This is a genomic window from Albidovulum sediminicola, from assembly GCF_025751575.1.
Lineage (GTDB): Bacteria > Pseudomonadota > Alphaproteobacteria > Rhodobacterales > Rhodobacteraceae > Albidovulum > Albidovulum sediminicola.
Window position 1 is genome coordinate 1 of record NZ_JAOWLA010000002.1, and the last position, 22,642, is coordinate 22,642.

Consider the following 22,642-nt stretch of genomic DNA (forward strand, 5'->3'; position numbering starts at 1 on the left):
CGAGGACCGCATCAAAGGTCGCCTGGCCCTCTTCCTGTGTCATGGCCTGCTGTGCGAGTGCCGGTGTGACGCACAGTAGCGACGAAACAAGCAGGGCAGGTAGTGGTTTCATTCGGTTCTTCACTGAGTTTTTCCTTTGCATTGGAGTCTTCACTGGAGGTTTCCTCGCGGGATAACGATGGCACCTGGCGGAGAGTTCTGTCTTCGCCGGGCAGGAGCGCACTGGCAGAGTGTCCGTCGTCAGAGTTTTCCGGACATCTTGGGCTGTTTAGTAACGGAGGCTCTGGTTCGGTTTCCGTTCAAGTTTAGGCAGCAGCGGCTTGGTTCTGCAACCGTCGTTTTCTGATTGTCTGTGTCTTGATCTCCTCTCTCATCTTCAGGATCTTCGCACTTCGGCCGTGGTAGACATCGGCCGGCGTCAGGTTGGCCAGGCTCTCGTGGTAGCGATGGTTGTTGTAATGGTCGACGAAGGCGCCGATCTGCCGTTCGAGGTCGCCGGGTAGGAAGTAGTTTTCCAGCAGAACCCGGTTCTTCATGATCTGATGCCAGCGCTCGATCTTGCCCTGTGTCTGGGGATGGTGCGGCGCACCGCGAACGTGATCCATGCCCTTGTCATCGAGATAGTCAGCCAGGTCGGCGGCGACGTAGGACGCGCCACTGTCGCTGAGCAGCCTTGTCTTGTGCACGACCATGGCTTGATCGCACCCAGACGCGTCCAACGCCAGGTCCAGCGTGTCGGTGGCGTCTGCGGCCTTCATCGTGGTGCAAAGCTTCCAGGCGATGATGAAGCGGCTGTAGTCGTCGAGGATCGTACTGAGATAGAACCAGCCCCAGCCGATCACCTTTAGATACGTGAAGTCCGTCTGCCAGAGCTCGTTTGGTCGGCTGGTCTTGTCCCGGAACTCGTCCGCAGCCTTTATCACCACATGGGCTGGCGCAGGGGAGTGTCACCCGCCAGGCGGTTCATCCCAGCTTCAAGAAACTCCTTCGACCAGGAATAATACAGGCTCTCGGCGATGCCCTCGCGGCGACACAGCGCGGCGATACTCTCCTCGCCACGCAAGCCGGCTAGGACGATCCTGATCTTCTCCTCGGCCGAGTAATGCTTGCGGGTCTTCCGCTTGATGCCCCTGACCAACTTGTCAGCGGCATCCTTCGATGTTCCGGGTTTCTGTTTCATCTGCGCTCCATAATGGCTTCGATGAACCAGAACCCTCCGTTACGCAAACCCCTGAACCTGTCCGGGGGGTGCTGACGTCATTTGTGGACGGCTCCGTTTGTGCAAGAGTTGATTTGAGCTGATTTCGATCGTAGCGGGGTGCGGTCATGAGTCTGGCCTGTGTGCGCGGTGTTTCCGACCGCTGGCCCTGATGAAGTCCGCGTGCAGGGTTCCTATCAGACAGGCGGGCTCGGAAGCCCGGACAGCACCCCGGAGTGTCCTTGCAGCGGTCCCGTTCGATCATCATCACTTACATCTGCCCTTGCATCTCGTTGCGTTGCCTTTAGGGCACCGCCACGTCCTCCTTCGTGCAGTTGGCCTGTTCGGCCCTGTAGTTCTCTCCCTTCACGAGCAGCGCCCACGCAGTACGCGCCGTCTTGTTGGCGATCGCCACGGTCACGAGCCGCGTTGGCTTGCGTTCAAGCAGGGATCTGACCCAGGCTCCGGTTCGGGTGACGTTTGTTCCGGCGCGGCGCGTCACTGAGGTAGCGCCGACGACCAGCAAACGGCGCAGATAGCCGTTGCCCATCTTCGAGACATGCCCTAGCCGATCTTTCCCGCCTGAGGAGTTTTGCCGCGGCACGAGCCCGAGCCAGGCAGCAAACTGCCGGCTCGATTTGAAGACGGATGGATCCGGCACACTGGCCGCGAGCGCCGTGGCGGTGATGATGCCAACGCCCGGGATCGTCTCGAGCTGCTGGCTCGCAGCGCTCTGCCGATGCCACGCCATCAGCTGCCGTTCGATCTTGCCGATCTCTTCGGCCAGGCCCTCCAGCTGCCTGGCCAGCGACAGAAGCGCCGACCGAGCAAGGGCTGGCAGGTCCAGCCCGTCGTCGGAATCGCTCAGGCGCCGGACGAGATCGAAAACCTTCCGTGGTCCCTGCGCGGTGATCATCCCGAGCTCCGCCAGATGGGCTCGGGTTGCATTGAGGATCATGGTTCTCTGCCGCATCAGCAAGTCGCGCGACCGGTGCAGGACAAGGACCGCCTGCTGATCTTCGGTCTTCACAGGAACAAAACGCATGTTCGGCCGTGTCACTGCCTCGCAGATCGCCTCGGCATCGGCGGCGTCATTCTTCTGACGCTTCACATAGGGCTTCACATACGCGGGCGGGATCAGACGCACGTCGTGGCCGAGAGCCGCGATTTCCCGCGCCCAAAAATGCGAGGTCGGACAGGCTTCCATGCCGATCAGGCAAGGTTCGAGCCTGCCGAGAAAATCGCGCAACGCGTTCCGCCGCAGCTTCTTCTGCAAGACCACGGCGCCACCCTCATCAACGCCATGAAGCTGAAAGACGGACTTGGCCAGATCGATCCCGAGTGTTGTAATCTTCATGTGGTCGGCTCCTTCCTTTGTTGGCGTTCACAAAGCACCAACATGGCACAATGCGATGCCGTCGGGGTGGAGCCGTCCACACCATCAGACAGGGCGAGTCTGCAAGGCGAAGTTTCACCGTTTACTGCTTCGCCATCTGCCCGACGTGGAAGTAGTCGAACAGCGACCGGGTGACCTCGGCAATTGCCCGATCCCTGTCCGCCTCGGATGTCTCGCTGCTCTTGGTGAACACGGCGATTGCAAACCGACGACCGTCGGGGAGCGTGATATAGCCGACGTCATTGGCCACTCCGCCGATGGTTCCGGTCTTGTTCGCCACGGGCGTTCCCCGGGGTAGCAGTCCCTTGAGCCGGCCAGCGCCAGTGCGCGTGCGTGACATGACATCGATCAGGAAGTCGCGGCTCTCGGCGCTTGTCGCCGCGCCACTGTCGATGGCAAGCAGCAGTTGCAGCATCGCGAGGGGCGTTGCTTGGTCACGTGGATCTGCCTCGAAGTCCAGATTGCGGTCAGCCTGGATCTTCAAGAGTTCCGGCCGGGCCTTGAAGACCTCTGTGGCGAGTTTATGCGTGGCCGGTCCCGGCAAACCATAGAACTCCCCGATGATCTCGCCGGTGGGCCGATCGACTCTGATATCGCTGATCCCGATCCTGCGCAGATATTGGGTCACCGCCGCGGGTCCGCCGGCCAGTCCCATCGAGATGTCGGTCGCCGTGTTATCGCTCTCCGTGATCATCACCTCGATCACGTTCGCGATCGACAACTGGAGCCCAGGGTGAACGAATGTGCCGTTCAGCGCAGCGTCCCCGATCATCATCATGTCGGGTGTGACCTCGACCATCTGGTCGAGGGTCAGTTCACCCCTGTCCACGCGATCCAGGACCGCAGCGGCGATCGCAACCTTGTAGGTGCTGGCCATGACGAAGGCCTCATCGCCATTGAACGCGATGACGTCGTCGCCGCCGATTTCCTGCGCCGCGAAGCCGATGCGCCCCGCAAGCTTCGTCGCGACCCGCTCGATCGCGGCTCCAACGGACTGTCCTTCCGCTGTCTGGGCGTATGCCGGGCCGAAGGTCGCCGCCGCGGAAACCGCAAGGGCCATGATGGTGTTTCGAAATTTCATTCTCGTTCTCCCTATTCTGTGAGATGGGTTTCGGGACTGTCCCGTTCGGTATTGACAACGCGGAACCGACAGCCCGCGCTGAAGATCTGGGCAAATGGCAGCCTGGAGACGGAGATCAAAAACTGCATGATCCCGTCTCCTTGCTTGGATGCGCCGCGATCAATTGCCGCCATTCGCCGGGAAGGCGCCCGTGAAGTCACTGGGCATACCGGTCGAGAATTCGGCATTCCACGCTTCTACCGAGACTGGCACGAAGCGCGGCTTGTCTTCGGGGTCAAACCGGATCGGCTGACCGGCGAAAACAGGAAGCACCTTGTCGTCACGCAATGTGACCTGACCGTTGACGATCACGGCTTTCATGCCCGTTGAAGGGACGGCACCCTTGTCGTAGGTCGAATTGTCCGTGAAGCGTTCGGGGTCAAAGACCACGATATCGGCAACCATCCCGGTCTGGATGCGGCCACGTTCCTGCATCGCCTTCAGGCCCGTATCGCCCAGATGCTTGGCCGCGTTGTAGCTGAGGATCGAGATCAGCTGCATCATCGGAATGTTGTTTTCCCGACCGAGGCGGATCGTAATACCCCGGGTGCCAGCCGCGCGGGGATGGGTGTTGCCGAGCTGGTCCAGCGGGATATCCCACGGGCCGAAAAGAGGTTCGGGAGGAAGCGCGTCGCTGGCCACGGTAACGCCCTTCAGCGTCAGCCATTTCGGCGCATCTTCTTCGGGCATCTTGAACACGACGATCGGCTTGGTCGGATTGGCGGCCATGTCGGTCTTGAATGTCTCCAGGGTGTAGAAATCCCCCGTGACCGGATCCTGCACGGTATCCTCATAGCGGTTGCCCAATTGCTCGACCCAGCTCTCCGGCTGCAGGAACGACGCATTCAACGTGGTGGACCCGGCAGCGTAGGGGTAGATTTCACCCCAGATGTTGTGGCCCTGTTCCTGAAGCCCAACAATCATTTGCTGGGCAAGCCGCCAGCCGGGGTTGTTGAAGTGAAGAACAATCGCCGGGGCACCCAGCGCCAGGGCATTGGCGATGAGTTCCTGCGCTCCGTTGTTCTCGGTCGTGTCGGTGCCAAGCGTATAGCGTGTATGTGCGCCAGTCGGGCGGCCATAGCGTGCGCCAACCTTCTGCACCTCGAACATCTCGCGGGAAGAGACGCCCTCTCTCATGTAACCCACGGTGCTGCCAATGCCGGGTGCGCCCGCCTGCAGACCCTTGTCAATCTCTTCGAGAATCGCATTACCCTGTTCCAGGGTCGGGCGCGTCACGCTCCAGCCCGATTTCTTGCGGGTTTCCAAAGCAGCAATGGGACCGTTTATCAGAAAATCGCCCGTTGACCCGTCGAGTACCATAGCTCGGGCCAATTCGTGGCTGACCGCGCAGCCATAGTTGGCCTGGGTCACACCGGCACGCGCCTCGTACCAGGCGGCGACATAGGATCCCGCACAGCCCGCCTCGAAATCCATGCCGCTGGTCAACCCGTCGCGCAAGCCGACCCGGTAGCCGATTGGCGTCTGCCAGTGAAAATGGGTGTCGATGAAGCCCGGCGCCACGATATGGCCGGTCGCATCCACCGTCTCGGCACCCGTCAGCGCATCCTTGGTGATCGCGGCAATCCGGCCATCCTTGATACCGACATTGGCGATGTCGTCATACAGGGTTTCCGGGTCCATGACCCGGCCATTGTTGATTACCAGATCATAGTCTTGCGCCAGGGCCGGAACGGAGCACATGACGCTTAGCAGGAATGTGCCTGTCAATATGTATCTTTGCTTCTTCATTAGTGTCTCCATGTCAATTTCGGCTTCTATTGATGGCTTTAGCGCTAGCCGGACGATCGTCTTCAATGCGCCCTTGGCGAATTCTTCTTTCCTGGACGCGGCGCCGCCCGGCTTCGCCAACATCTCCCATTTTCCGGGGTTAGGGCCGGGCCATTCCAACCTCATCCATCCGGCAACTCGACGGTTTCGGCGTTGAGGGTCCAGCCACTCAGCATGCGCGACTCCCCGTCGAGAACGAATATGGTCTCATCGCTTGGCTCGACGCGCAACAGCCCCGACACCCGAACCGGCAGATAAAGGGATTCGACCTGTTGATCCACGCGCAGTCTGACCCTGACGAGTTGGTTTGGTGGTGGCGGCGGAAGGTGGCTGCACATTCCGACCTGCGGCACCAGATAGCCGAACCCGCTGCCATCCGCGTCTGGCGGTGCAGGGATGATATAGCCCGAGATCGAGACCTCGACGCCATCGAAGATGGGGTTGGTGGCCATGCGGGCGGTCTGCCGCTTCCTGGCGACGTCCCAGCGCTGCTCAAGCAGCGCTTCCACATCGTGACCATTCGCTTCAAGCACTTCCCGCGCGGCGGTGCGGCGGACCTCCAGGCGCGTGCGTGCCTCCTCATCAAGATCAGTGCCAGCGAGCTTTTGGTCCGACTGAACCAACAGTTTCAATTCGTTCAGCATGTCGACCCCCATGGCTGCGTAGGGGTCGTCAAAGGCCACCGCCAACGGATCCGCCAAGTCGGAGAACTCGATCGCCTCCGGTTCTGCAGTTGCTTGAGTAGCGGCCAACAAGGCCGCCACAAAGACAGAGATCAAGAATCGCACGCTGACTTCTCGTTGCCTGAACGCGATCACGATCAGTTTCCACCGTCCACGGGGAAAGCACCCGTGAAGTCACTGGGCATCCCGGTCGAGAATTCGGCATTCCATGCTTCCAGCGAGACCGGCACGAAGCGCGGCTTGTCTTCGGGCTCAAACCGGATCGGCTGACCGGCGAAGACAGGAAGCAGCACATCGTCACGCACGGTGACCTGACCGTTGACGATCACGGCTTTCATGCCCGTTGAAGGGACGGCACCCTTGTCGTAGGTCGAATTGTCCGTGAAGCGTTCGGGGTCAAAGACCACGATATCGGCGACCATGCCGGTCTGGATGCGACCGCGTTCCTGCATGGCCTTCAGGCCAGTATTGCCCAGATGCTTGGCTGCGTTGTAGCTGAGGATCGACATCAGCTGCATCATCGGGATGTTGTGTTCCCGACCGAGCCGGATCGTCGCGCCTCGGGATCCGGCGGTCCGGGGGTGTGTGCCGCCCAGCTGGTCCATCGGGAAATCCCACGGGGCGTCGTACGGCTGGGCACCAACCCCATCGCTGGCCATGGTCACGCCCTTCAGCGTCAGCCACTTCGCCTGATCTTCTTCGGGCATCTTGAACACGACGACCGGCCTGGTCGGTTCGGATGCGATGGTCGCCTTGTAGGTCTCGAGGGTATAGTACTCATTCGTGACCGGATCCAGAATGGTTTCCTCATAGCGGTTGCCCAGATCATCGACCCAGCTTTGGGGCTCCAGAAACTCCGCATTGATCGTGGTGGAGCCTGCAGCGTAGGGATAGATTTCACCCCAGATGTTGAAGCCCCTTTCCTGCAGCCCTGAAATCAATTCGTGTGTCACGCGCCAGCCGGGGTTGTTGAAGTGCAAGACGATCGCAGGCGCGCCGAGCGCGATTGCGTTTGCGATGAGTTCCTGCGCGCCGTTGACCTCGGTCGTGTCGTTGCCAAGCGTATAGCGTGTATGTGAGCCAGTCGGGCGGCCATACCGTGCGCCAACCTTCTGCACCTCGAACAACTCGCGGGAAGAGATGCCCGCTCTCATATAGCCCGTGGTGCTGCCAATGCCGGGTGCGCCGGCCTGCAGGCCCTTGTCAAGCTCTTCGAGAATCGCGTTGCCCTGTTCCAGGGTCGGGCGCGTCACGCTCCAGCCTGTTTTCGCCCGAGTTGTGTAAGCGGCTACGGGGCCGTTTATCAGGTACTCGGCGCCGTCCGAACCGTCGAGCACCATCGCCCGGGCGAACTCGTGGCTGACCGCGCAGCCATAGTTGGCCTGGGTCACACCGGCGCGCGCCTCGTACCAGGCGGCGACATAGGATCCCGCACAGCCCATCTCGAAATCCATGCTGCTGGTCAACCCGTCGCGCAACCCGAGGGAATAACCGATCGGCATCTGAAAGTGGAAATGCGTGTCGATGAAGCCCGGTGCAACGATATGGCCCGTGGCATCCACAGTCTCGGTGCCCGTCAGCGGGTCCTTGCTGATCGCAACGATGCGCCCGTCCTTCACGCCGACATTGGCGATGTCGTCGAACAGCGTTTCCGGGTCGATGACCCGGCCGTTGTTGATCACCAGATCATAGTCTTGCGCATAAACAGCGGTGGCGGCCAGAGTGCTAAGCATGAGCGCAACTGGCAGAAATTTCTTACTTGGTCGCATTTCTCACTTCCCTTCTGAGTTACGTTTACAGTTATTTGGCTTCACGAAGCCTTCAAGGGTCTCAGGCCAGCGGCTAAAATCCGATGACCTTGTACCCGACCTGAAGGCTCCAGTCGGCAGGGCGGTGGGCGCCCGCTAGTATCTGCGGTTTGATGAAAATCTGGCTGTCGCCGCCAAACGCCTTTCCCAACGGAAAGCCGAAAGTGGTCGTCAGGCTGGCATATCCTTTATCCCTTTGCCAGTCGTAGATGAGGGCCGGATCAAAGGCGACGAACATTTTTTCGGTCGCGAGCTTGGGCACGTAGTAGAAATCGAAGGTGGTCATGTTGATCTTGCTGCGGCCCGCATCTTCGTCGCCCAGACCGAAGGTCTGCACCAGAGACGGCGCGACGATGGAACCATCCTTGAGGAATTTGGCGTAGAATCCGGACAGCTCCAGCACCGTCTGGCCGCTGCCAAGATCGGGCCGGTCAGCGCTATCGAACGAAAGCTTCGCCGTATAGGCGATCCCGCGCGTCGCATTCACGGCAAGGACATGAATAAACTTCACGTTAAGGTCGCCAAGCCCAAAACTGTCATCGACTGGGCCTGAGGCGTAGGGCAACGTGAAAGTCAGGGCGTTGTTGTTTCCTGGACCGAACGGCACCGTGAAACTGGCTTCGAAGAGGCCGTTGGAAAAACCTGATCCGAAATCCGAATACTTGTACTGAATGCCGGCGCTGGTCGCCAGAATGGTCGGGTTGGTGCCGTTGTTCACCTCGGGTTGAGACTGCGCCCAGGCCCCGGTAACCAAGATTGCCGAACACACAGTTGCGGGGATCGTCAATAGGTGTTTCATTCAGATTCTTCCTTTTTCACCGGGACAGCCTCAACCCATAACCAGGTTGCGGATGGCCCTATCCGGTAGCACGGCGAGGTCATCGGGCGCTTATCCACCGGCCAGCATTCTCGCAGCGTTACGCAGAAATCCCGGGGAATGATCGACTCCCGAGATTTCATCCGGGTTGGGCGCCAACCCGAAATACATGCCACAGAAATCGCGGGAGGGATCGACATAGATGCCCTGCCCCATGTTCCCGTGCTTGAACATGGCGCCGTCGTTGAAGACATGGTCCCACTGGGCCGAGTTGTAGTCAGGGACTTCGCCGAACCAGTCCGTGCCGTATTGCTCTTCGGTCGAGCCTTTGTAGGCCTCGGGATTGCCCATGGTCTGGATGCTTTTCAGCAACCTGTCCGAGATGATCTGCTCCTCCGACACCACATTCCAGCTGGGCGTGTAAATCATCGTGTAGCGCAACAAGTCTTCCGGCGTGGTGTTGTGCATTCCGGCGCACAAGGGCGTTCCATCCGGCGCAAGGGCGGTGATAAAGGCGTTCTTCGCCCCGATTTTTGACCAAACACGTTCGTTCCACGTGGTCTGCCACCGCTCTCCGGTAACAAATTGCGTCAGCAGCACCAGTGTCTGCGTATTTGCGCCAGAATACCGGAAATGCGAGCCTGCAGGCTCATCGGGCAGCGGTTGGGCGTTCTTCGACATTTCGCGGAAATCGCCCTTGTTCAGCTCGAAACCGGCCGTGAACCATTTGGCGATCCAGGAATCCGGATTCAGCAAGTTCTCGATGGTTTCCTCGATATCGAGGCCGGAGGACATGTTCATCACGTTGCGGACCGTGGCCTGCTCCCATGCCGACCCCCTGACCTCGGGCACATAGGTCGGGACGGGTGCATCCAGATCGATCTTGCCCTCATCGGCGAGCATCGCGACGAGCAGACCCACGGTTGGCTTGGATGCCGACATCCAGATATGAATATCCGTGGGGTTCATTCCCGGATAAACCTCGAAAACCACTTTGCCCTTGTGCGCCATCATCATCGCCTGAACCTGACGCTTGCCGACCAGGTATTCCTTCAGCGGCGGTGTGGGTGTGCCGTCAACGGACGTATAGGTCAGATCCAGGATCGACGAATCAATCGCGCGTTCGAGCTTCGAGAATTCCTTCGGGGGTGCGATATAAGAGCATTTGAAGAACTCAGGGATATTTAGGTTGTAGTAGATGGAGTCTTCGCTGCCGGACTGCCAATTGGGAAAACTGTAATTCCTGGTCGCCTTTTCGACGAATTCCAGAGACTGGGACGTTTTCCATCTCGCCATCGGGCTGTCGACTTCAAGCGGCTCAAAACCTGATGCGCCGGCGCGGACTGGCCCGCTCGTCTGTGCAGAGGCAGGCTGGGATGCCAGCCCGAGCCCGGCTACACTCGCCGCCGCTCCAACGGCAACGCCGCTTGCCATGAAGCTGCGCCGGGAAATACTATTCAGAGCGTCGTCATCTTTGTCGTGGTCGATGCCCGCCAATTTAGTAACCATAGATGAATTCTCCAGCGAGTCCGTGTTTTCAGTCTGCAACGACATTACGGATCGCCCTGCCATTGGGTGCGTTCAATACCAGCTCGCCGTCACGCACCGAGAAGCCGCCGTTCACGATCACGGTTTGCACGCCCACGGTCGGTTGATTGGCGTTCTCGAAGGTGGCCAGGTCAGCGACCGCTGCGGGATCGAAGACGACGATGTCTGCGTCCATGCCCACCTGAATGCGGCCCTTGGTCCGCATCTGCGGCACGCTGTCTTCCAGTATCTGCGCGGGCAGCAGCGACATCTTGCGGATCGCTTCGGAAAGCGACAATACCCCGCGTTCGCGCACATAGGACCGCAGGATCTTGGTATACGCGCCTGTTGACCGCGGATGGCTGAACACATTGTCGGGCAACGGCCATTCATCGCCTTCGTAATGCAGAATGTTGCCGTTTTCATCGAAATAGGACCAGAGCACGGAATCCGAGGCGATCGCTGTCGCGGGATTGGTCACCGAAATGTCCAGCAGTGAAAGAGCAGCAGGATCAGCCTCGTCCAGGAAATGCCAGACGATCATGGTACCGGGCTTGTTCGCCTGATAATCGGCCAGTTCATCCTCGGTCATCCGATCAGCGCCAAGCTGGAAGTTGTTTGCGGTCGAATCCATCCTGCTGCGCCAGTCCGGGCCGCTGAACATGGCCGCGCCGACCACGGTGCTGGCTGCGCCGTAAGGATAGGCTTCGGTCGTGACGTTGATGCCCTGGGCCTGCGCCTCTTCCACCAGCGCCATCGTGGCCTTGATGTCCGACAGCGAGGTCGAATTGATGTGGCACAGGTGCATGTGCGCGCCGGTGATGGCGGCGAGGCTGATCAACTCCTGGACAGCCTCGAAGGAGCTTTGCGGCTCGGTGTTGCTGGCATAACGCACATGAGTATAGGTCGGGACGTTGTATTTCTTGGCCAGTTCGGCGAGCGCGTAATACTCTTTGTGTCCAAAACCCGGCGCGTAACCGGCATTGACGCCGATGCCGAGCGCACCGTCCTTCAGGCCCTGTTCGACCAGCGCCATGATGCGTTCGGATTGTTCCGGGCTGGCGATGTCCAGCTTCCAGTCGGTGCGGCCCTGTACATCCAGGAAATAGCCTGCCGTCGCCAATGGATCGGTTTCGGTAAAGGTTGCGATCCTGCCAAAAACCCAAGCTGCTGAAGCGCCATAGTTCATCGGTAGGTTCTTGGTGGCCTGCGCATCATACCAGTCGCCGATGGGCAGAAGCCCGGATTCAAGCTCCAGCGCCGTTGTGACGCCCTGGATAACCTGCATCCGGTAGTCGCCGATGTTCTGGCCATGGGAATGCAGGTCGATGAAGCCCGGCGACACGACGTGGCCGGTGGCGTCGATAACCACATCGCCCTCTAACGGAAATTCACTGATCGCCACGATCTTGTCGCCCTCGATGGCGACGTTGCGAATGGCATCAAGACCGGTTTCGGGGTCGATCACCCTCCCGCCGGCTATGACGATGTCATTCGCCAGCACGGCCGTAGTCGACAACAGCAAAGCCACCATCGTGGCGGCTCCCAAGGTCCTTGTTCGCAGCATATTCAAGCCCCCCGCGCTTGCTAGGATCATGAACGCCGCGCGCTCGTCACCAGAATCTCTTCGTGTCTGGCCTCAAAGCTACACTACCCGTGAGGTCAGGTCTTTGCATCTCATGCCAGCAGTGGCACTATTCTATAGCGTGTGGCTAAGCCCCTGAAAGATGAGAAAAAGCGCGGATGAGCAAGCCATCTACCCCGAAATTTACCCGAGCAATGTTGGTTTTGTACCCGCTCGGCAAGGCATTCGCCTTGCGCGGCGGCGATATCGAAGCTTTGCTTGCCCGCAACAGGATTCCGCTCGGCGCGCTGACCGATCCTGCGATGCTGGTTGAGGCGAGCGCCTGTTATGCTGCCATGGAGGACATGGCCGAAACTCTCGGCGACCCGTATTTTGGCGCAACGGTGGCGATCGAAGTCGCCCGGAAGGGGACGCCCGGGCTCCGGGACGCGGCGAGCCACGCGGCTACCCTTGGAGATTTCCTCTCCCGGGTGATTGTGGAGGTTCAGAAGCAAGTTGATAATGTCAGGTATTCCTTAATCGTTTTACCCGACGTTGCAAGCTTGGAGATTCTGCGCACGATCAGGGTGTTGAAGCCATCAAGACAATGGGATGCAGTCGGCGTCGCCTTCTACGTGACCTTGATCAGACAGGGTATCGGTGGCACTTTTGACCCCAAAGACATCCTCGTCACTGTGCCGACCACCGCAGGTCTTCCGCCGGGGTTTCTGCCGAAACAGGCGCTTGTGAAATCCGAGATCAACGGCTTGCGGATTTCTTTTCCGCCGCAATGGCTTTGGACGCCATTCTCGCTGGACTGGGACCTGGTGGAAGCGTCACGAGGGGAATTCGCGCCCGACGGCACCAGCGACGCACCCCTTTCCTATCTTCGTAGCGTGCTTGCGGATAACATCGCTCAACACGATCTGACTCTTAATGTATTTGCCGAAATCTGTGGCCTGCATCCACGTCGTGTACAGCGCATCCTACAGGCAAAGGGCACCTCCTTCAGCCAGATGAAAGACGACGTGCGCCAGAGCGTCAGCGAAGACCTCCTGTCAAACACAACGCTACCCATCTCGCAAATCGCCCTTCAGGTAGGCCTCTCCGGCCCGGCCGCGTTCGACAGGGCATTCAGCCGATGGACGGGCAAGACGCCGACAGGATTTCGGGCCGAATCCAAATCGGATCCGGATGCCCGAGTTGTGGATAACGGATCCGGGTCCAGTACCAGCAAGGAACCGTAAAGGATGAGCCCTAACGCACTGATGCACAGATCGTACCCTTCGTGGCACTTCGCGATGCTGTCCCTGAGCGTGGTGTAGGTTCTGGGTGATGCGGTCACCGGCGATGTTCCGGTAGGGTCTGGTTGCTGACACCAACCTGGACCGGAGATTCCACCGATGACCACCGACATGATGAACCTGCGCGACTTGGTCGAGAAGACCCCTGACGCCGATCTTCTGCGCGAGATGATCGGCTTTGCCGCCGAACGGCTGATGGAACTGGAGGTTGGCGCTGCGACGGGCGCGGCCTATGGCGAGAAGGACCCGGCGCGGCTGGCGCAGCGCAACGGCTATCGCGACCGGGACTGGGAGACGCGCGCCGGGGCGGTCGAGCTGCGCATCCCGAAGCTCCGGAAGGGCAGCTACTTCCCCGGCTTCCTTGAACCGCATCGGATGGCCGAGAAGGCGCTGATGTATCGACCCAGCGGACTCTGCTCAGGTTAAGCCGCTAATCTGAATGCCTCGGCAGGCGTGCGCATGGCAAGGGCCTGATGAGGGCGGCGGTGGTTGTAGAAGCAGATCCAGTCGCCGATGACTCGGCTGGCGTGCTGGATGCTCTCGAAGCGATGCCGGTGGATGCATTGCTCCTTCAGTGTCCGGATGACGCGCTCGACCATGCCATTCTGTTGCGGGCAGTGCGGCGTGATGAACTCCTGGCGCAGGCCGTAGCTGCGGACCAGGGCCGTGAAGTGCCGGCTGGTAAAAACGAGCCCATTGTCCGACCTCAGCAAGAATTCCCTATCGACACGTCCAAGGGTGCCGAACCGGCTGATCAGGGCTTGCTCGAGCGCGGCACTGGCCGTGGTCGCCTTGCCCGAGCGCGACAGGTGCCAGCCCAGAAGTTCGCGCGTGTGGCAGTCGATGACCAGCGCCAGAGAGGCCCAGCCATCCTTGCCGGTCCAGACCCGCGCAAGATCCGTCGACCAACGCTCGTTCGGCGCGGTGGCGACCGAGGGCACGGCCTCGATGCGGGGCCGCATGCCGATGGCGCGCTTGCGGACCTGCCAGCCCTTGAGCTGGAAGACCCGCTGCACCGTGTTCTTGTTGAACCCCAGGAGCCACGCGACCGTGCGATAGCCGAACGACGGCTCCTGCTCGATCATCGCCTTGATCGGTTCGGCGAAGCGCGGATCGATCTTGGGCGCCGCCTTGACCGGCCTGTAGTAGACCGTCCGCCGCGGGACGCCGAACCAGGCGCAGAGCCTGGCGATCGACACCGTGATGCCGTCGGCCAGCAGGCCCTCATGGAGCGTCCGGATCATTGTCCGTCCTCCCGCTCCATGAGGGCCTGCAGCTTTTTTCGGGCACGCAGTTCCAGCATTGCCTCGCCATAGGCCTCCTGCAGATCCTTCAGCTGCTTCTCGTATTGCTCGCGGATATCCAGCGGATTGGCGCGCAGAGAGTTTTCCATGCCCCGCCTAGCATCTTCGACCCAGCCTTCGATTTCGGAGGGCGCCAGGTCAAACGACCGGCTCGCCTCAGCAATCGTCGTTTTGCCTTGGATGACCTCAATGACGAGCGCGGTTTTGCGCTTGGCCGTCCAGCGTTTGATGTTCTCGTCCATCGTCATACTCATTGCTACGATCTCCCTTGTAGCATGAGCAGAATTTCACTGGGTCGATACAAACTCGCCCAGATGCCCTCGCAAGGCATTGATGGCTTGGGTCCTCTGCCGGATCAAAAGCTCACGGATGCGAAAGACCATCGCCGCGCCTTGGGTCTCCTCGCTCTTCACGGGCACGAAGCGCATCGTGGGGCGCGTCGCCGCTTCGCAGATCGCCTCGGCATCAGCCATGTCGTTCTTCTGGCGCTTGACGAAAGGCTTCACGTAAGCGGGAGGGATGAGCCTGATCTCATGGCCCAGTTTGCCGATCTCGCGGCCCCAGAAATGCGCACCCCCACAGGCTTCCATAGCGACAACGCAACGCGGAAGATGGCCGAAGAACGCCAGCACCTGGTCCCTCCTCAGCTTCTTGCACAGCACCGCGCGGCCCGAGGCATCAGCCCCGTGAACCTGAAACACATTCTTCGCCAGATCGAGTCCGACCGTGATAATCTCCGACATGACCGCTCTCCTTTGTGGATCATCGCAGACCCACCTTGGCACACCGATGCCGTCGGGGGGCGGTCACACCATCAATGCCGGTCAAGATCACCGTGCCTTGGCCTGGTGTAACCGTACAACTTCTGGTTGTAAGTTTTCCGACTGGACTTCACCGCCCGGAAGAGCGTTGGTGGTGCTGCGCGCGACGCAATTGGGTCCGTCCGCGCGTCTCCGCCCGGGATGCCGGGCCTCGTGTCAGTAGCGGGATCGTGCTGATCCCGCGGTAGGACACGGGAGACGAAAATGGCCAAACAAGTGACGATGACTGAAACGGTGGATGCGGCGACGGCCGACTCCCCGGCGCACCGTACACTGAAGCGCGCAACTCGCGCTCAGCCGAGCAAGAGACAGCAGCTGATCCGGCTCCTGTCGGCGAAGGCGGGCGCGGATGTGGCCATGATCGACCGAAAGCTCGGCTGGCAGCCGCACACGGTGCGCGCAGCGCTGAGCGGGCTGAGGAAGGCGGGATACAAGGTTGAGGCGGCGCGGCCGGGCGAGGGCAGGGCGGTGCGCTACCGGATCCTGGCGGCGGCATCCTCCGATGCGGAGTCCGCTTCTGCCATTGCAGCCGGGCGCGCGTGATGGCGAAGGACCTGCAAGCCAATCTGTCCGCCGATCTCGAAGAACTCGATCGCGAGGCGTTGAAGGCAGAGTGGGAGAAGACCTTCGGGTCTTCTCCGCCGCTCTACCTGTCTCTGGCGTTCATGCGCACGGCGATCGGGTATGAGCGGCAATGCTGGACGTTCGGTGGGCTGAGCCCGGCGACACGGAGGGCGCTGGCATCGGCGCTGGCCGCCCGTGCAGGCTGGGAGGGCAGGGCGGCGCAGGCAGCCGCGGCTTCGCCGGTTGCGGCTCCGGGAGCGCTCCTCGTGCGGGAATGGAACGGCAGGACCTACCGGGTCGAGGTGCTGGATGAGGGCTACTGCTTCGACGGGCGGACCTGGGCCTCGCTGACGGCGATCGCGAAACGGATCACCGGCACCAACTGGTCCGGCCCGCGGTTCTTCGGCCTGACACCTAAGCGCGGGATGAAGGTCGGGGAGGGCTGAGATATGCCGAAGATCCGCTGCGCCATTTACACCCGCAAGAGCTCGGAAGAGGGCCTGGAGCAGGAGTTCAACTCGCTCCATGCGCAGCGGGAGGCCTGCGCCGCTTACGTCGCGAGCCAGAAGGCGGAGGGCTGGGTGCTGCTGCCGGCGGAATACGATGACGGCGGCATCTCCGGGGGCACGCTGGAGCGACCGGCACTGCAGCGCCTGCTCAGGGATATCGACGAAGGTCTCGTCGACCAGATCGTGGTCTACAAGATCGACCGCCTGACCCGGTCGCTGGCGGATTTTGCCAAGATCGTCGACCGGCTCGACGCGGCGGGGGCCTCCTTTGTCTCAGTCACCCAGAGCTTCAATACCGCGACTAGCATGGGGCGGCTGACGCTCAACATGCTCCTCTCCTTTGCACAGTTCGAACGCGAGGTGACGGCCGAACGCATCCGCGACAAGATCGCGGCCTCCAAGCGCAAGGGGCTCTGGATGGGAGGACAGGTGCCGCTCGGCTACGAGGCCGAGGGAAGGACGCTGAGGATCAACGAAGCAGAGGCCAGAACGGTCAGGACGCTGTACGATCTTTACGATAGGCTCGGGACGGTGCGCGGGGTCAAGGCGGAGGCCGACCGGCTTGGCCTCGTCACCAAGGTCAGGAGCAAGCCGGACGGATCGCGCACCGGTGGGCTTCCCTACCATCGGGGCCATCTCTGGCAGCTCCTGACCAACCCGGTCTATGCTGGCCGGATCCGGCACCGCGGCCAGGTGCACGAGGGCCAGCACCCGGCGATCATCCCGCCCGAGGACTGGGAGGCGCTCCAAGTGAAGATGCAGGGGGAGGCCCGCAAGCCCCGCGCGCGCGGCACGAAAGACAGCGCTCACCGATCACTGCTGGCCGGCCGCATCTTCGACGAGACCGGCGACCGGCTGACCCCGAGCCATGCGAAAACCAAAGCCGGTCACCGGCTGCGCTACTACGTCTCCCACCGGCTCATCAAGAAGAGCGGCGAGGCGGGCGTAGCCGGCTGGCGCCTGCCGGGGCCGGAGCTGGAGGCGCTCGTCCTTCAGACGGTCCGGCGACACCTGGACAAGCCCGCCTTCATCCCGAGGGTCCTGCCGCAGGCCGACGCCGCGGCGATCGGGCGAGTGAGATCCCGGCTTGCGGACCTGATGGCGATGGAGAACGATCGCCCGCTCTTCGAGCTTGTGGAGCGCCTCGATGTCGCGCCCGGCCAGATCGCCCTCAGGATCAGCGCGCAAACCCTCGGCAAGACGCTCGGCATCGACCCGGGCCAGATCGATCCCTCGGCTCTCTCCATCGCGGCGCCGTTCCGGAGCCGCAAGCGCGGGGTTGAGACGAAGCTGATCCTGAACGGAACCGCGCGCCCGGTGGACCAGGTGCTGCTGGTCAATATCGCCCGCGCCCATGCCTGGTTCGCGATGATCCGCGAGGGCAGGAGCTACGAGGCGATCGCGCGCGCCACCGGGACCTCCCGGCATCGGGTGCAGCAGATGCTGCATCTGGCGTTCCTGGCGCCCGATATCGTGCGGTCCATCGCCGAGGGTCGGCAGCCTGCCGCGCTCACCACCAAGTGGCTGACGCGCCATCCGCTGCCGTCCGACTGGCAGGCGCAGCGGGCAATCCTCGCGACTCTCTGACCGCATCTCACCAAACAGCATCGCGGACGCCATCGGCCGCACGGCAACCGTGCAGTCCGGAAATCCCCATTAGAGACAGGGACCCGAAACCGCCCCGGTTTGGCAACGACTTGCGGGCTCCGTGCTCGCGCTATCCTGCCAAGCCGCGGATATCACGCGCCTATTCAGGGCGAGACAAAAGAGACAGGAATTTTGGAGACTGGATGGCTGGGGCGCCAGGATTCGAACCTGGGAATGGCGGTACCAAAAACCGCTGCCTTACCACTTGGCGACGCCCCATCCGGTGCCGGGGTTCTTATCCAAGCCCATCCGGCGCTGCAAGTCAAAAATGCGCATTTTCGTGACGTTGAGCCCGGAGAGAATTCAGGCTATGGCCAGCCGATGCGATCTTGCGATGTCCTCGTTCTGGGGGCCGGTGCGGCCGGCCTGTTCGCCGCCGGTGAGGCCGCGCGGCGGGGGCGCCGTGTCGTCGTTATCGATCACGCCGCGCGTCCGGGGGAGAAGATCCGGATTTCCGGCGGGGGGCGCTGCAACTTCACCAACTTCGCCACCGGGCCGGATCGATTCCTGTCGGAGAACCCGCGCTTTGCGGTCTCGGCACTAAGCCGCTTCACCGCCCGCGACTTCGTGGCGCGCATCGACGCGGCCGGTATCGCCTGGCACGAAAAGGCGGCGGGACAGCTCTTCTGCGACGGCTCCGCGCGTCAGGTCACCGATATGCTGGTCGGCGGGCTGCGTGAAGGGGGGGCGGAGCTTTGGCTTTCCACCGCCGTCGAAACGGTGGAGCGCGGGGCGGAGGGGTTTCGCGTTCGCACCGCGCAGGGCGAGGTCGCGGCGCGGGCGGTCATCGTGGCGACCGGGGGCAAGTCGATCCCCAAGATGGGTGCGACGGGGCTTGGCTACCGGATCGCCCAATCCTTCGGGCTGCGGGTGACGGAGACGCGGCCCGCACTTGTTCCGCTGACCTTCGCCGACCAGGACCTCGCAGGTGTCCGCCCGATGGCAGGCGTTTCGCTGCCGGCCCGCATCGCTGTGGGAAAGACGGCTTTCGATGAGCCGCTGCTTTTCACCCACAGGGGCCTTTCGGGCCCAGGCATCCTTCAGATTTCGTCCTACTGGCGCGAGGGGGAGGAGATCGAGGCCGATCTGCTGCCCAGCACTGATCTGGCCCGCGCCCTGGCCGCGCTGCGCGGCCAGTCGGGGCGGCAGGCGCTGCATACGGCGCTGGCGGGTTTCCTGCCAGACAAGGTCGCGGCTTGGTCGGTGGCGCGCGCTGGCCTGTCCGGGCGGCTGGCGGATCAGTCGAACGCGCGGCTCGACCAGTTGGCGGGGGCGGTCCATCGCTGGCGGATCAAGCCCGTAGGCTCCGAGGGCTATCGGACGGCAGAAGTTACGCTTGGCGGCGTGGACACCGCCGCGCTCGACGCCCGCACCATGCAGGCACGCACCGTGCCGGGCCTCTATTTCATCGGCGAGGTCGTCGATGTCACCGGCTGGCTTGGCGGCTACAACTTCCAATGGGCCTGGTCATCCGCTTGGGCGGCGGGGCAGGCGGTCTGAAGCCCGGGGTTCAGACGCGCACCGGGTCGGCCTTGGCGATACGGTCCAGCGCCATGAGCGTCTCAAGCAGCTTCGGCATCTGGTCGAGCGGGATCATGTTCGGCCCGTCGGAGGGCGAGGCGTCGGGGTTCTCATGCGTCTCGATGAAGACGCCCGCGATGCCCAGGCTGACCGCGGCGCGCGCCATGACCGGCGCGAATTCCCGCTGCCCGCCGGAGGACCCGCCAAGCCCGCCCGGTTGCTGGACCGAATGCGTCGCGTCCATGATCACCGGATAACCGGTCTTCGCCATCGTCGGGAGCGAGCGCATGTCGGCGACCAGCGTGTTGTAGCCGAAGCTGACGCCCCGCTCGGTCAGGAGGATGTTGCGGTTGCCGGTGCTCTCGACCTTGGCGGCGACATTCGCCATGTCCCAGGGTGCGAGGAACTGGCCCTTCTTGATGTTGACGACGCAGCCCGTCTCCCCGGCCGCGAGCAGCAGGTCGGTCTGGCGGCAGAGGAACGCCGGGATCTGGATCACGTCCACGACCGCGGCGGCGCTGCGCGCCTGCTCGATATCATGGACGTCGGTCAGCACCGGCATCCCCAAAGCGGCGCGCACGCCCTCCAGTACCTTCAGCCCTTCGTCGATCCCGAGGCCGCGCTTGCCCTTCAGCGAGGTGCGGTTGGCCTTGTCGTAGCTGGCCTTGAAGATGTATTGCGCGCCCACGGCCGCACAGGCTTCGGCCATGCGCCCGGCGATCATTTGCGCATGATCCGCGCTTTCCAGCTGACAAGGGCCCGCGATGATCGTCAGGATCCGGTCATTGCCGACGGTCAAGCCGCCGATCTTCACATCTTGCATCTGCCGCTCCTTCGTCAGGCGCTGACCTGTTCCCGCAGGATTGAGACGGTCAGCGACAGCATGAGGTAGATGCCAGCAAAGATCAGGAAGGCCAAGGCCGTATTTTCGAAGCTGCGCGGATAGGTGGGCTCATCCGGGGCGATTGGTCGGACACCGGTCGACAGGTAGCGCACCTGCCGGTTCGCCTCGATCCGGGCCAGTTCAAGCTGTTGGAGCGCCTGCGACAGCATCATCTGCCGGGTTTCCAGGTCGTGTTCCGCGATCCGCATCTCTCCGGTTACGGCGGCCAGGGATCCGCCGTCGCGCGTCGTGCCAGTCAGTTGCGCGCGCAGGTCCGAGACCATCGTCTCGATCCGGGAAATGTCGCCGCGCACCCCCTCGACGCGGGCCTGGTTCGGGCGGGCGTTGTCCAGAAGCTGCTCAAGCTGGAGCCGCTTTTCCTGCGCCTGCAATTCCAGCGTCGCGATCTGAGACAAGACCGCGCCGGATTCGGAGCGTGGATCGAACACGCCAAGCTGTTCCTGAAGCGTCTGCACGCGGCGCTGTGCCTCCAGCAGCTTCCCCTCGGCGTCCTCATAGACCTCGCGCGCGCCCTGCATCTGGTCCTCGCGCAGGCGGAGCGAGAGGTTGTCCACGCGCTCCTCGGCATAACCGATCAGCGCCTCGGAGAAATTCTGAGAGGTCTGCGGATCTGCCGCGATCACCTCAAGCTTGACGATGCCCTCGGTCGGATCGAAGCCGATGCGCACGTTGCGGCGGTAAAGCTTGTAGGCCTCCTCGTTCGAGGCATCGGGCCCGAGGCGCTGGATCGGGTCGATCCAGTCTTGGCTGAAATGCGCCTTGAAGCCCAGGTCCGCGTCGAGCCGTCCCATCGCGTCGCGCGATTGCAGGAAGCTCTGGACGGTGATCGAATCCTGCGATGTGGCGAATTGCGTCCCTGACAGAAGGCCACCGAACGCCCCGCCGGCCTTGCTGTCGGCCTGCTGGATCAGGAATTCGCTGCGCGTGGCATAAAGCGGCGTCGCAAGCGCGAAGAAGTAGTAGCCCGCGATCACCGTCGGCAGGACGATGAAGGCCGCGAGGCGAAAGATCAGGGCGCGCAGGGCGCGGCGGCGGCGGCGCACGATCTCGCGCTGCATCTTCAGGATTTCGCGGGCGCGCTCGCCTTCGCCCATCGGCGCGGCGGGGACCTGCGCGGACGGCTGCGGGACCACGCGCGGCAGGTGGGTTTCGCCCTGTTCCCCCGTTGCCTGCGCGGCCGCACCGGGCTGGCCGGCGATTCCCACGAGTTCCGCGCGGGCGAAGGGGTCGATCCCCGCCTTGCGCAGAAGCCGGACTGCGTCGAACTCGGACGTTGAGCGGAAGCCGCGCCGTTGGGCGATGCGTGCCGCCGTCCGCAGTTGATGGCCCGACAGACCTTCGGCCCGGATGGAGGCGATCTCCGCGTCCTCGGCGGGGGAGAGCGTGGTGGGGAAGGGCGCGTCGCCGAAGCCGTCATCCTCCTCGGTTTCAGCCTCGGGGGCGGGGCGGGCGGGGGCGCTCGGATCGCGCCGGATGCGGAAGCGGATGGCCTTAGGCTGCATAGTCGTACATCCGCTTTGCTTCCTCCAGCGTGTCGAACATGTGGAGCCGCCCGTCGCGCAGCACCGCGGCCGAGCGGCAGAACTTCTCAAGCGTCTTGGCCTGGTGGGACACGATGACCACCGTCGACTTGGCAAGCCGTTCGCGCAGGAGACTGCCCGCCTTGCGGTTGAACTCCACGTCGGCGGTGCCCGGCATGCCCTCGTCGATCAGGTAGATGTCGAACTCCAGCGCCAGAAGAAGCGCGAAGCCAACGCGCGATTTCATGCCGCTCGAATAGGTCGACATGGGGCGGTCGAAATATTCGCCAAGGTCACAGACCCAGCGGCAGAACGCCTCCACGTAGTCGGGGTCAAGGCCGTAGAGCCGGGCGAGGAACCGGGCGTTGCCCTTGGCGCTTTCGGTCTGGTTCACCGTCGAGGGCGCGCCAAGCGGAAAGGACACCCGGCAGCCGCGATGGATGCGCCCCTCGTCCGGGCGGGTCAGTCCGGCCATCATGTTGATGATCGTGGTCTTGCCGGTGCCGTTGGGCGCGAGGATGCCGAGGGAGTTGCCAAGCTCCACCCGGAAGGTGGCCCGGTCGAGGATGACCTTGCGCCGTGTCCCCGTCCAATAGGACTTGCTGACTTCGATGAATTCGAGCATTTGCCCGCCCCGTTTTCTGCTC

General features: G+C 62.4%; 19 protein-coding genes, 1 tRNA gene and 3 pseudogenes. 6 read left to right on the forward strand and 17 right to left on the reverse strand.

The features are described 5' to 3' along the window. Positions 1-305 precede the first annotated feature (305 nt). The 10 genes and pseudogenes from OE647_RS02025 to OE647_RS02065 all read right to left on the reverse strand — a co-directional run. A pseudogene (locus OE647_RS02025) lies at positions 306-938 on the reverse strand (transposase); the annotation flags it as partial. After that, a complete protein-coding gene (locus OE647_RS20230) occupies positions 920-1,180 on the reverse strand; it encodes a transposase (RefSeq protein WP_459542705.1) in 261 nt (86 codons plus the stop codon). The pseudogene OE647_RS02025 and the gene OE647_RS20230, both read right to left, overlap by 19 nt. Before the next feature lie 322 nt (positions 1,181-1,502). Next, entirely contained in the window at positions 1,503-2,555 is a 1,053-nt protein-coding gene (locus OE647_RS02030) for an IS110 family RNA-guided transposase (RefSeq protein WP_263719961.1), read from the reverse strand. 121 nt (positions 2,556-2,676) lie between these two features. Then, positions 2,677-3,654 carry a class A beta-lactamase gene (bla, locus tag OE647_RS02035; protein WP_263719963.1) on the reverse strand — a complete coding sequence of 326 codons (978 nt, stop codon included), beginning with the start codon at positions 3,652-3,654 and terminating at the stop codon, positions 2,677-2,679. 180 nt (positions 3,655-3,834) lie between these two features. After that, positions 3,835-5,586: an amidohydrolase family protein gene (locus tag OE647_RS02040; RefSeq protein WP_263719965.1), complete on the reverse strand. Its 1,752-nt coding sequence runs from the start codon at positions 5,584-5,586 to the stop codon at positions 3,835-3,837. A 38-nt stretch (positions 5,587-5,624) separates the two neighbouring features. Continuing rightward, the gene (locus OE647_RS02045; RefSeq protein WP_263719967.1) at positions 5,625-6,320 is read right to left on the reverse strand and encodes a DUF3299 domain-containing protein; all 696 of its coding nucleotides are present in this window, start codon (positions 6,318-6,320) and stop codon (positions 5,625-5,627) included. A gap of 2 nt (positions 6,321-6,322) precedes the next feature. After that, complete coding sequence (locus OE647_RS02050) at positions 6,323-7,954, reverse strand: amidohydrolase family protein (protein ID WP_263719969.1); 1,632 nt, start codon at positions 7,952-7,954, stop codon at positions 6,323-6,325. A 73-nt stretch (positions 7,955-8,027) separates the two neighbouring features. Further along, the gene (locus tag OE647_RS02055; RefSeq protein ID WP_263719971.1) at positions 8,028-8,792 is read right to left on the reverse strand and encodes a hypothetical protein; all 765 of its coding nucleotides are present in this window, start codon (positions 8,790-8,792) and stop codon (positions 8,028-8,030) included. Positions 8,793-8,882: 90 nt separating this feature from the next. Continuing rightward, positions 8,883-10,364, reverse strand: coding sequence for a serine hydrolase domain-containing protein (locus OE647_RS02060; protein WP_263719973.1), 1,482 nt, complete (start codon positions 10,362-10,364; stop codon positions 8,883-8,885). Further along, a complete protein-coding gene (locus OE647_RS02065; protein ID WP_263719974.1) occupies positions 10,348-11,871 on the reverse strand; it encodes an amidohydrolase family protein in 1,524 nt (507 codons plus the stop codon). The genes OE647_RS02060 and OE647_RS02065 overlap by 17 nt, the downstream gene beginning before the upstream one ends. A 209-nt stretch (positions 11,872-12,080) precedes the next feature. On the opposite strand from OE647_RS02065, the gene OE647_RS02070 reads away from it, so the two are divergent. Next, positions 12,081-13,148 (forward strand): AraC family transcriptional regulator, encoded by a 1,068-nt coding sequence (locus OE647_RS02070; RefSeq protein ID WP_263719975.1) that lies wholly within the window; start codon positions 12,081-12,083, stop codon positions 13,146-13,148. A 156-nt stretch (positions 13,149-13,304) separates the two neighbouring features. After that, positions 13,305-13,598: pseudogene (locus OE647_RS02075) on the forward strand (transposase); the annotation flags it as partial. A gap of 29 nt (positions 13,599-13,627) precedes the next feature. Here the strand turns inward: OE647_RS02075 and OE647_RS02080 are convergent. The 3 genes and pseudogenes from OE647_RS02080 to OE647_RS02090 form a co-directional block, all read right to left on the reverse strand. After that, positions 13,628-14,449 carry an IS3 family transposase gene (locus OE647_RS02080; protein WP_263719976.1) on the reverse strand — a complete coding sequence of 274 codons (822 nt, stop codon included), beginning with the start codon at positions 14,447-14,449 and terminating at the stop codon, positions 13,628-13,630. After that, entirely contained in the window at positions 14,446-14,751 is a 306-nt protein-coding gene (locus OE647_RS02085; protein WP_263719977.1) for a DUF1153 domain-containing protein, read from the reverse strand. Before OE647_RS02085 ends, OE647_RS02080 begins: the two co-directional genes overlap by 4 nt. Before the next feature lie 60 nt (positions 14,752-14,811). Next, a pseudogene (locus OE647_RS02090) lies at positions 14,812-15,252 on the reverse strand (IS110 family RNA-guided transposase); the annotation flags it as partial. Positions 15,253-15,534: 282 nt separating this feature from the next. Here OE647_RS02090 and OE647_RS02095 point away from each other — a divergent pair. From OE647_RS02095 to OE647_RS02105, 3 genes are read left to right on the forward strand one after another with little or no spacing between them, the layout of a single operon-like run. Continuing rightward, the gene (locus tag OE647_RS02095) at positions 15,535-15,873 is read left to right on the forward strand and encodes a DUF3489 domain-containing protein (protein ID WP_263719978.1); all 339 of its coding nucleotides are present in this window, start codon (positions 15,535-15,537) and stop codon (positions 15,871-15,873) included. Then, positions 15,873-16,340 carry a DUF2924 domain-containing protein gene (locus OE647_RS02100; protein WP_263719979.1) on the forward strand — a complete coding sequence of 156 codons (468 nt, stop codon included), beginning with the start codon at positions 15,873-15,875 and terminating at the stop codon, positions 16,338-16,340. The genes OE647_RS02095 and OE647_RS02100 overlap by 1 nt, the downstream gene beginning before the upstream one ends. A 3-nt stretch (positions 16,341-16,343) precedes the next feature. Beyond that, positions 16,344-17,990: a recombinase family protein gene (locus OE647_RS02105; protein ID WP_263719980.1), complete on the forward strand. Its 1,647-nt coding sequence runs from the start codon at positions 16,344-16,346 to the stop codon at positions 17,988-17,990. A gap of 204 nt (positions 17,991-18,194) precedes the next feature. Here OE647_RS02105 and OE647_RS02110 read toward each other — a convergent pair. Continuing rightward, positions 18,195-18,269: transfer RNA gene (locus OE647_RS02110), tRNA-Gln, on the reverse strand. A 102-nt stretch (positions 18,270-18,371) separates the two neighbouring features. On the opposite strand from OE647_RS02110, the gene OE647_RS02115 reads away from it, so the two are divergent. Continuing rightward, positions 18,372-19,550: a BaiN/RdsA family NAD(P)/FAD-dependent oxidoreductase gene (locus OE647_RS02115; RefSeq protein ID WP_263719981.1), complete on the forward strand. Its 1,179-nt coding sequence runs from the start codon at positions 18,372-18,374 to the stop codon at positions 19,548-19,550. Positions 19,551-19,560: 10 nt separating this feature from the next. On the opposite strand, the gene kdsA is transcribed toward OE647_RS02115, so the two are convergent. The 3 genes from kdsA to OE647_RS02130 are packed head-to-tail and all read right to left on the reverse strand — an operon-like array spanning position 19,561 to position 22,620. Next, positions 19,561-20,394: a 3-deoxy-8-phosphooctulonate synthase gene (kdsA, locus tag OE647_RS02120; RefSeq protein ID WP_263719982.1), complete on the reverse strand. Its 834-nt coding sequence runs from the start codon at positions 20,392-20,394 to the stop codon at positions 19,561-19,563. A gap of 14 nt (positions 20,395-20,408) precedes the next feature. Beyond that, entirely contained in the window at positions 20,409-21,977 is a 1,569-nt protein-coding gene (locus OE647_RS02125) for a capsule biosynthesis protein (protein WP_263719983.1), read from the reverse strand. Continuing rightward, a complete protein-coding gene (locus tag OE647_RS02130; RefSeq protein ID WP_263719984.1) occupies positions 21,967-22,620 on the reverse strand; it encodes an ABC transporter ATP-binding protein in 654 nt (217 codons plus the stop codon). The genes OE647_RS02125 and OE647_RS02130 overlap by 11 nt, the downstream gene beginning before the upstream one ends. Positions 22,621-22,642: the final 22 nt, after the last annotated feature.

Excerpts from the sequence above, each read along its gene's own strand:
- OE647_RS20230 (WP_459542705.1), bottom strand. The coding sequence starts at position 1,180 with ATGAAACAGAAACCCGGAACATCGAAGGATGCCGCTGACAAGTTGGTC.
- OE647_RS02030 (WP_263719961.1), bottom strand. The coding sequence starts at position 2,555 with ATGAAGATTACAACACTCGGGATCGATCTGGCCAAGTCCGTCTTTCAG.
- bla (WP_263719963.1), bottom strand. The coding sequence starts at position 3,654 with ATGGCCCTTGCGGTTTCCGCGGCGGCGACCTTCGGCCCGGCATACGCC.
- OE647_RS02040 (WP_263719965.1), bottom strand. The coding sequence starts at position 5,586 with ATGTTGGCGAAGCCGGGCGGCGCCGCGTCCAGGAAAGAAGAATTCGCC.
- OE647_RS02050 (WP_263719969.1), bottom strand. The coding sequence starts at position 7,954 with ATGCGACCAAGTAAGAAATTTCTGCCAGTTGCGCTCATGCTTAGCACT.
- OE647_RS02055 (WP_263719971.1), bottom strand. The coding sequence starts at position 8,792 with ATGAAACACCTATTGACGATCCCCGCAACTGTGTGTTCGGCAATCTTG.
- OE647_RS02060 (WP_263719973.1), bottom strand. The coding sequence starts at position 10,364 with ATGTCGTTGCAGACTGAAAACACGGACTCGCTGGAGAATTCATCTATG.
- OE647_RS02065 (WP_263719974.1), bottom strand. The coding sequence starts at position 11,871 with ATGGTGGCTTTGCTGTTGTCGACTACGGCCGTGCTGGCGAATGACATC.
- OE647_RS02070 (WP_263719975.1), top strand. The coding sequence starts at position 12,081 with ATGAGCAAGCCATCTACCCCGAAATTTACCCGAGCAATGTTGGTTTTG.
- OE647_RS02080 (WP_263719976.1), bottom strand. The coding sequence starts at position 14,449 with ATGATCCGGACGCTCCATGAGGGCCTGCTGGCCGACGGCATCACGGTG.
- OE647_RS02085 (WP_263719977.1), bottom strand. The coding sequence starts at position 14,751 with ATGGACGAGAACATCAAACGCTGGACGGCCAAGCGCAAAACCGCGCTC.
- OE647_RS02095 (WP_263719978.1), top strand. The coding sequence starts at position 15,535 with ATGGCCAAACAAGTGACGATGACTGAAACGGTGGATGCGGCGACGGCC.
- OE647_RS02100 (WP_263719979.1), top strand. The coding sequence starts at position 15,873 with ATGGCGAAGGACCTGCAAGCCAATCTGTCCGCCGATCTCGAAGAACTC.
- OE647_RS02105 (WP_263719980.1), top strand. The coding sequence starts at position 16,344 with ATGCCGAAGATCCGCTGCGCCATTTACACCCGCAAGAGCTCGGAAGAG.
- OE647_RS02115 (WP_263719981.1), top strand. The coding sequence starts at position 18,372 with ATGCGATCTTGCGATGTCCTCGTTCTGGGGGCCGGTGCGGCCGGCCTG.
- kdsA (WP_263719982.1), bottom strand. The coding sequence starts at position 20,394 with ATGCAAGATGTGAAGATCGGCGGCTTGACCGTCGGCAATGACCGGATC.
- OE647_RS02125 (WP_263719983.1), bottom strand. The coding sequence starts at position 21,977 with ATGCAGCCTAAGGCCATCCGCTTCCGCATCCGGCGCGATCCGAGCGCC.
- OE647_RS02130 (WP_263719984.1), bottom strand. The coding sequence starts at position 22,620 with ATGCTCGAATTCATCGAAGTCAGCAAGTCCTATTGGACGGGGACACGG.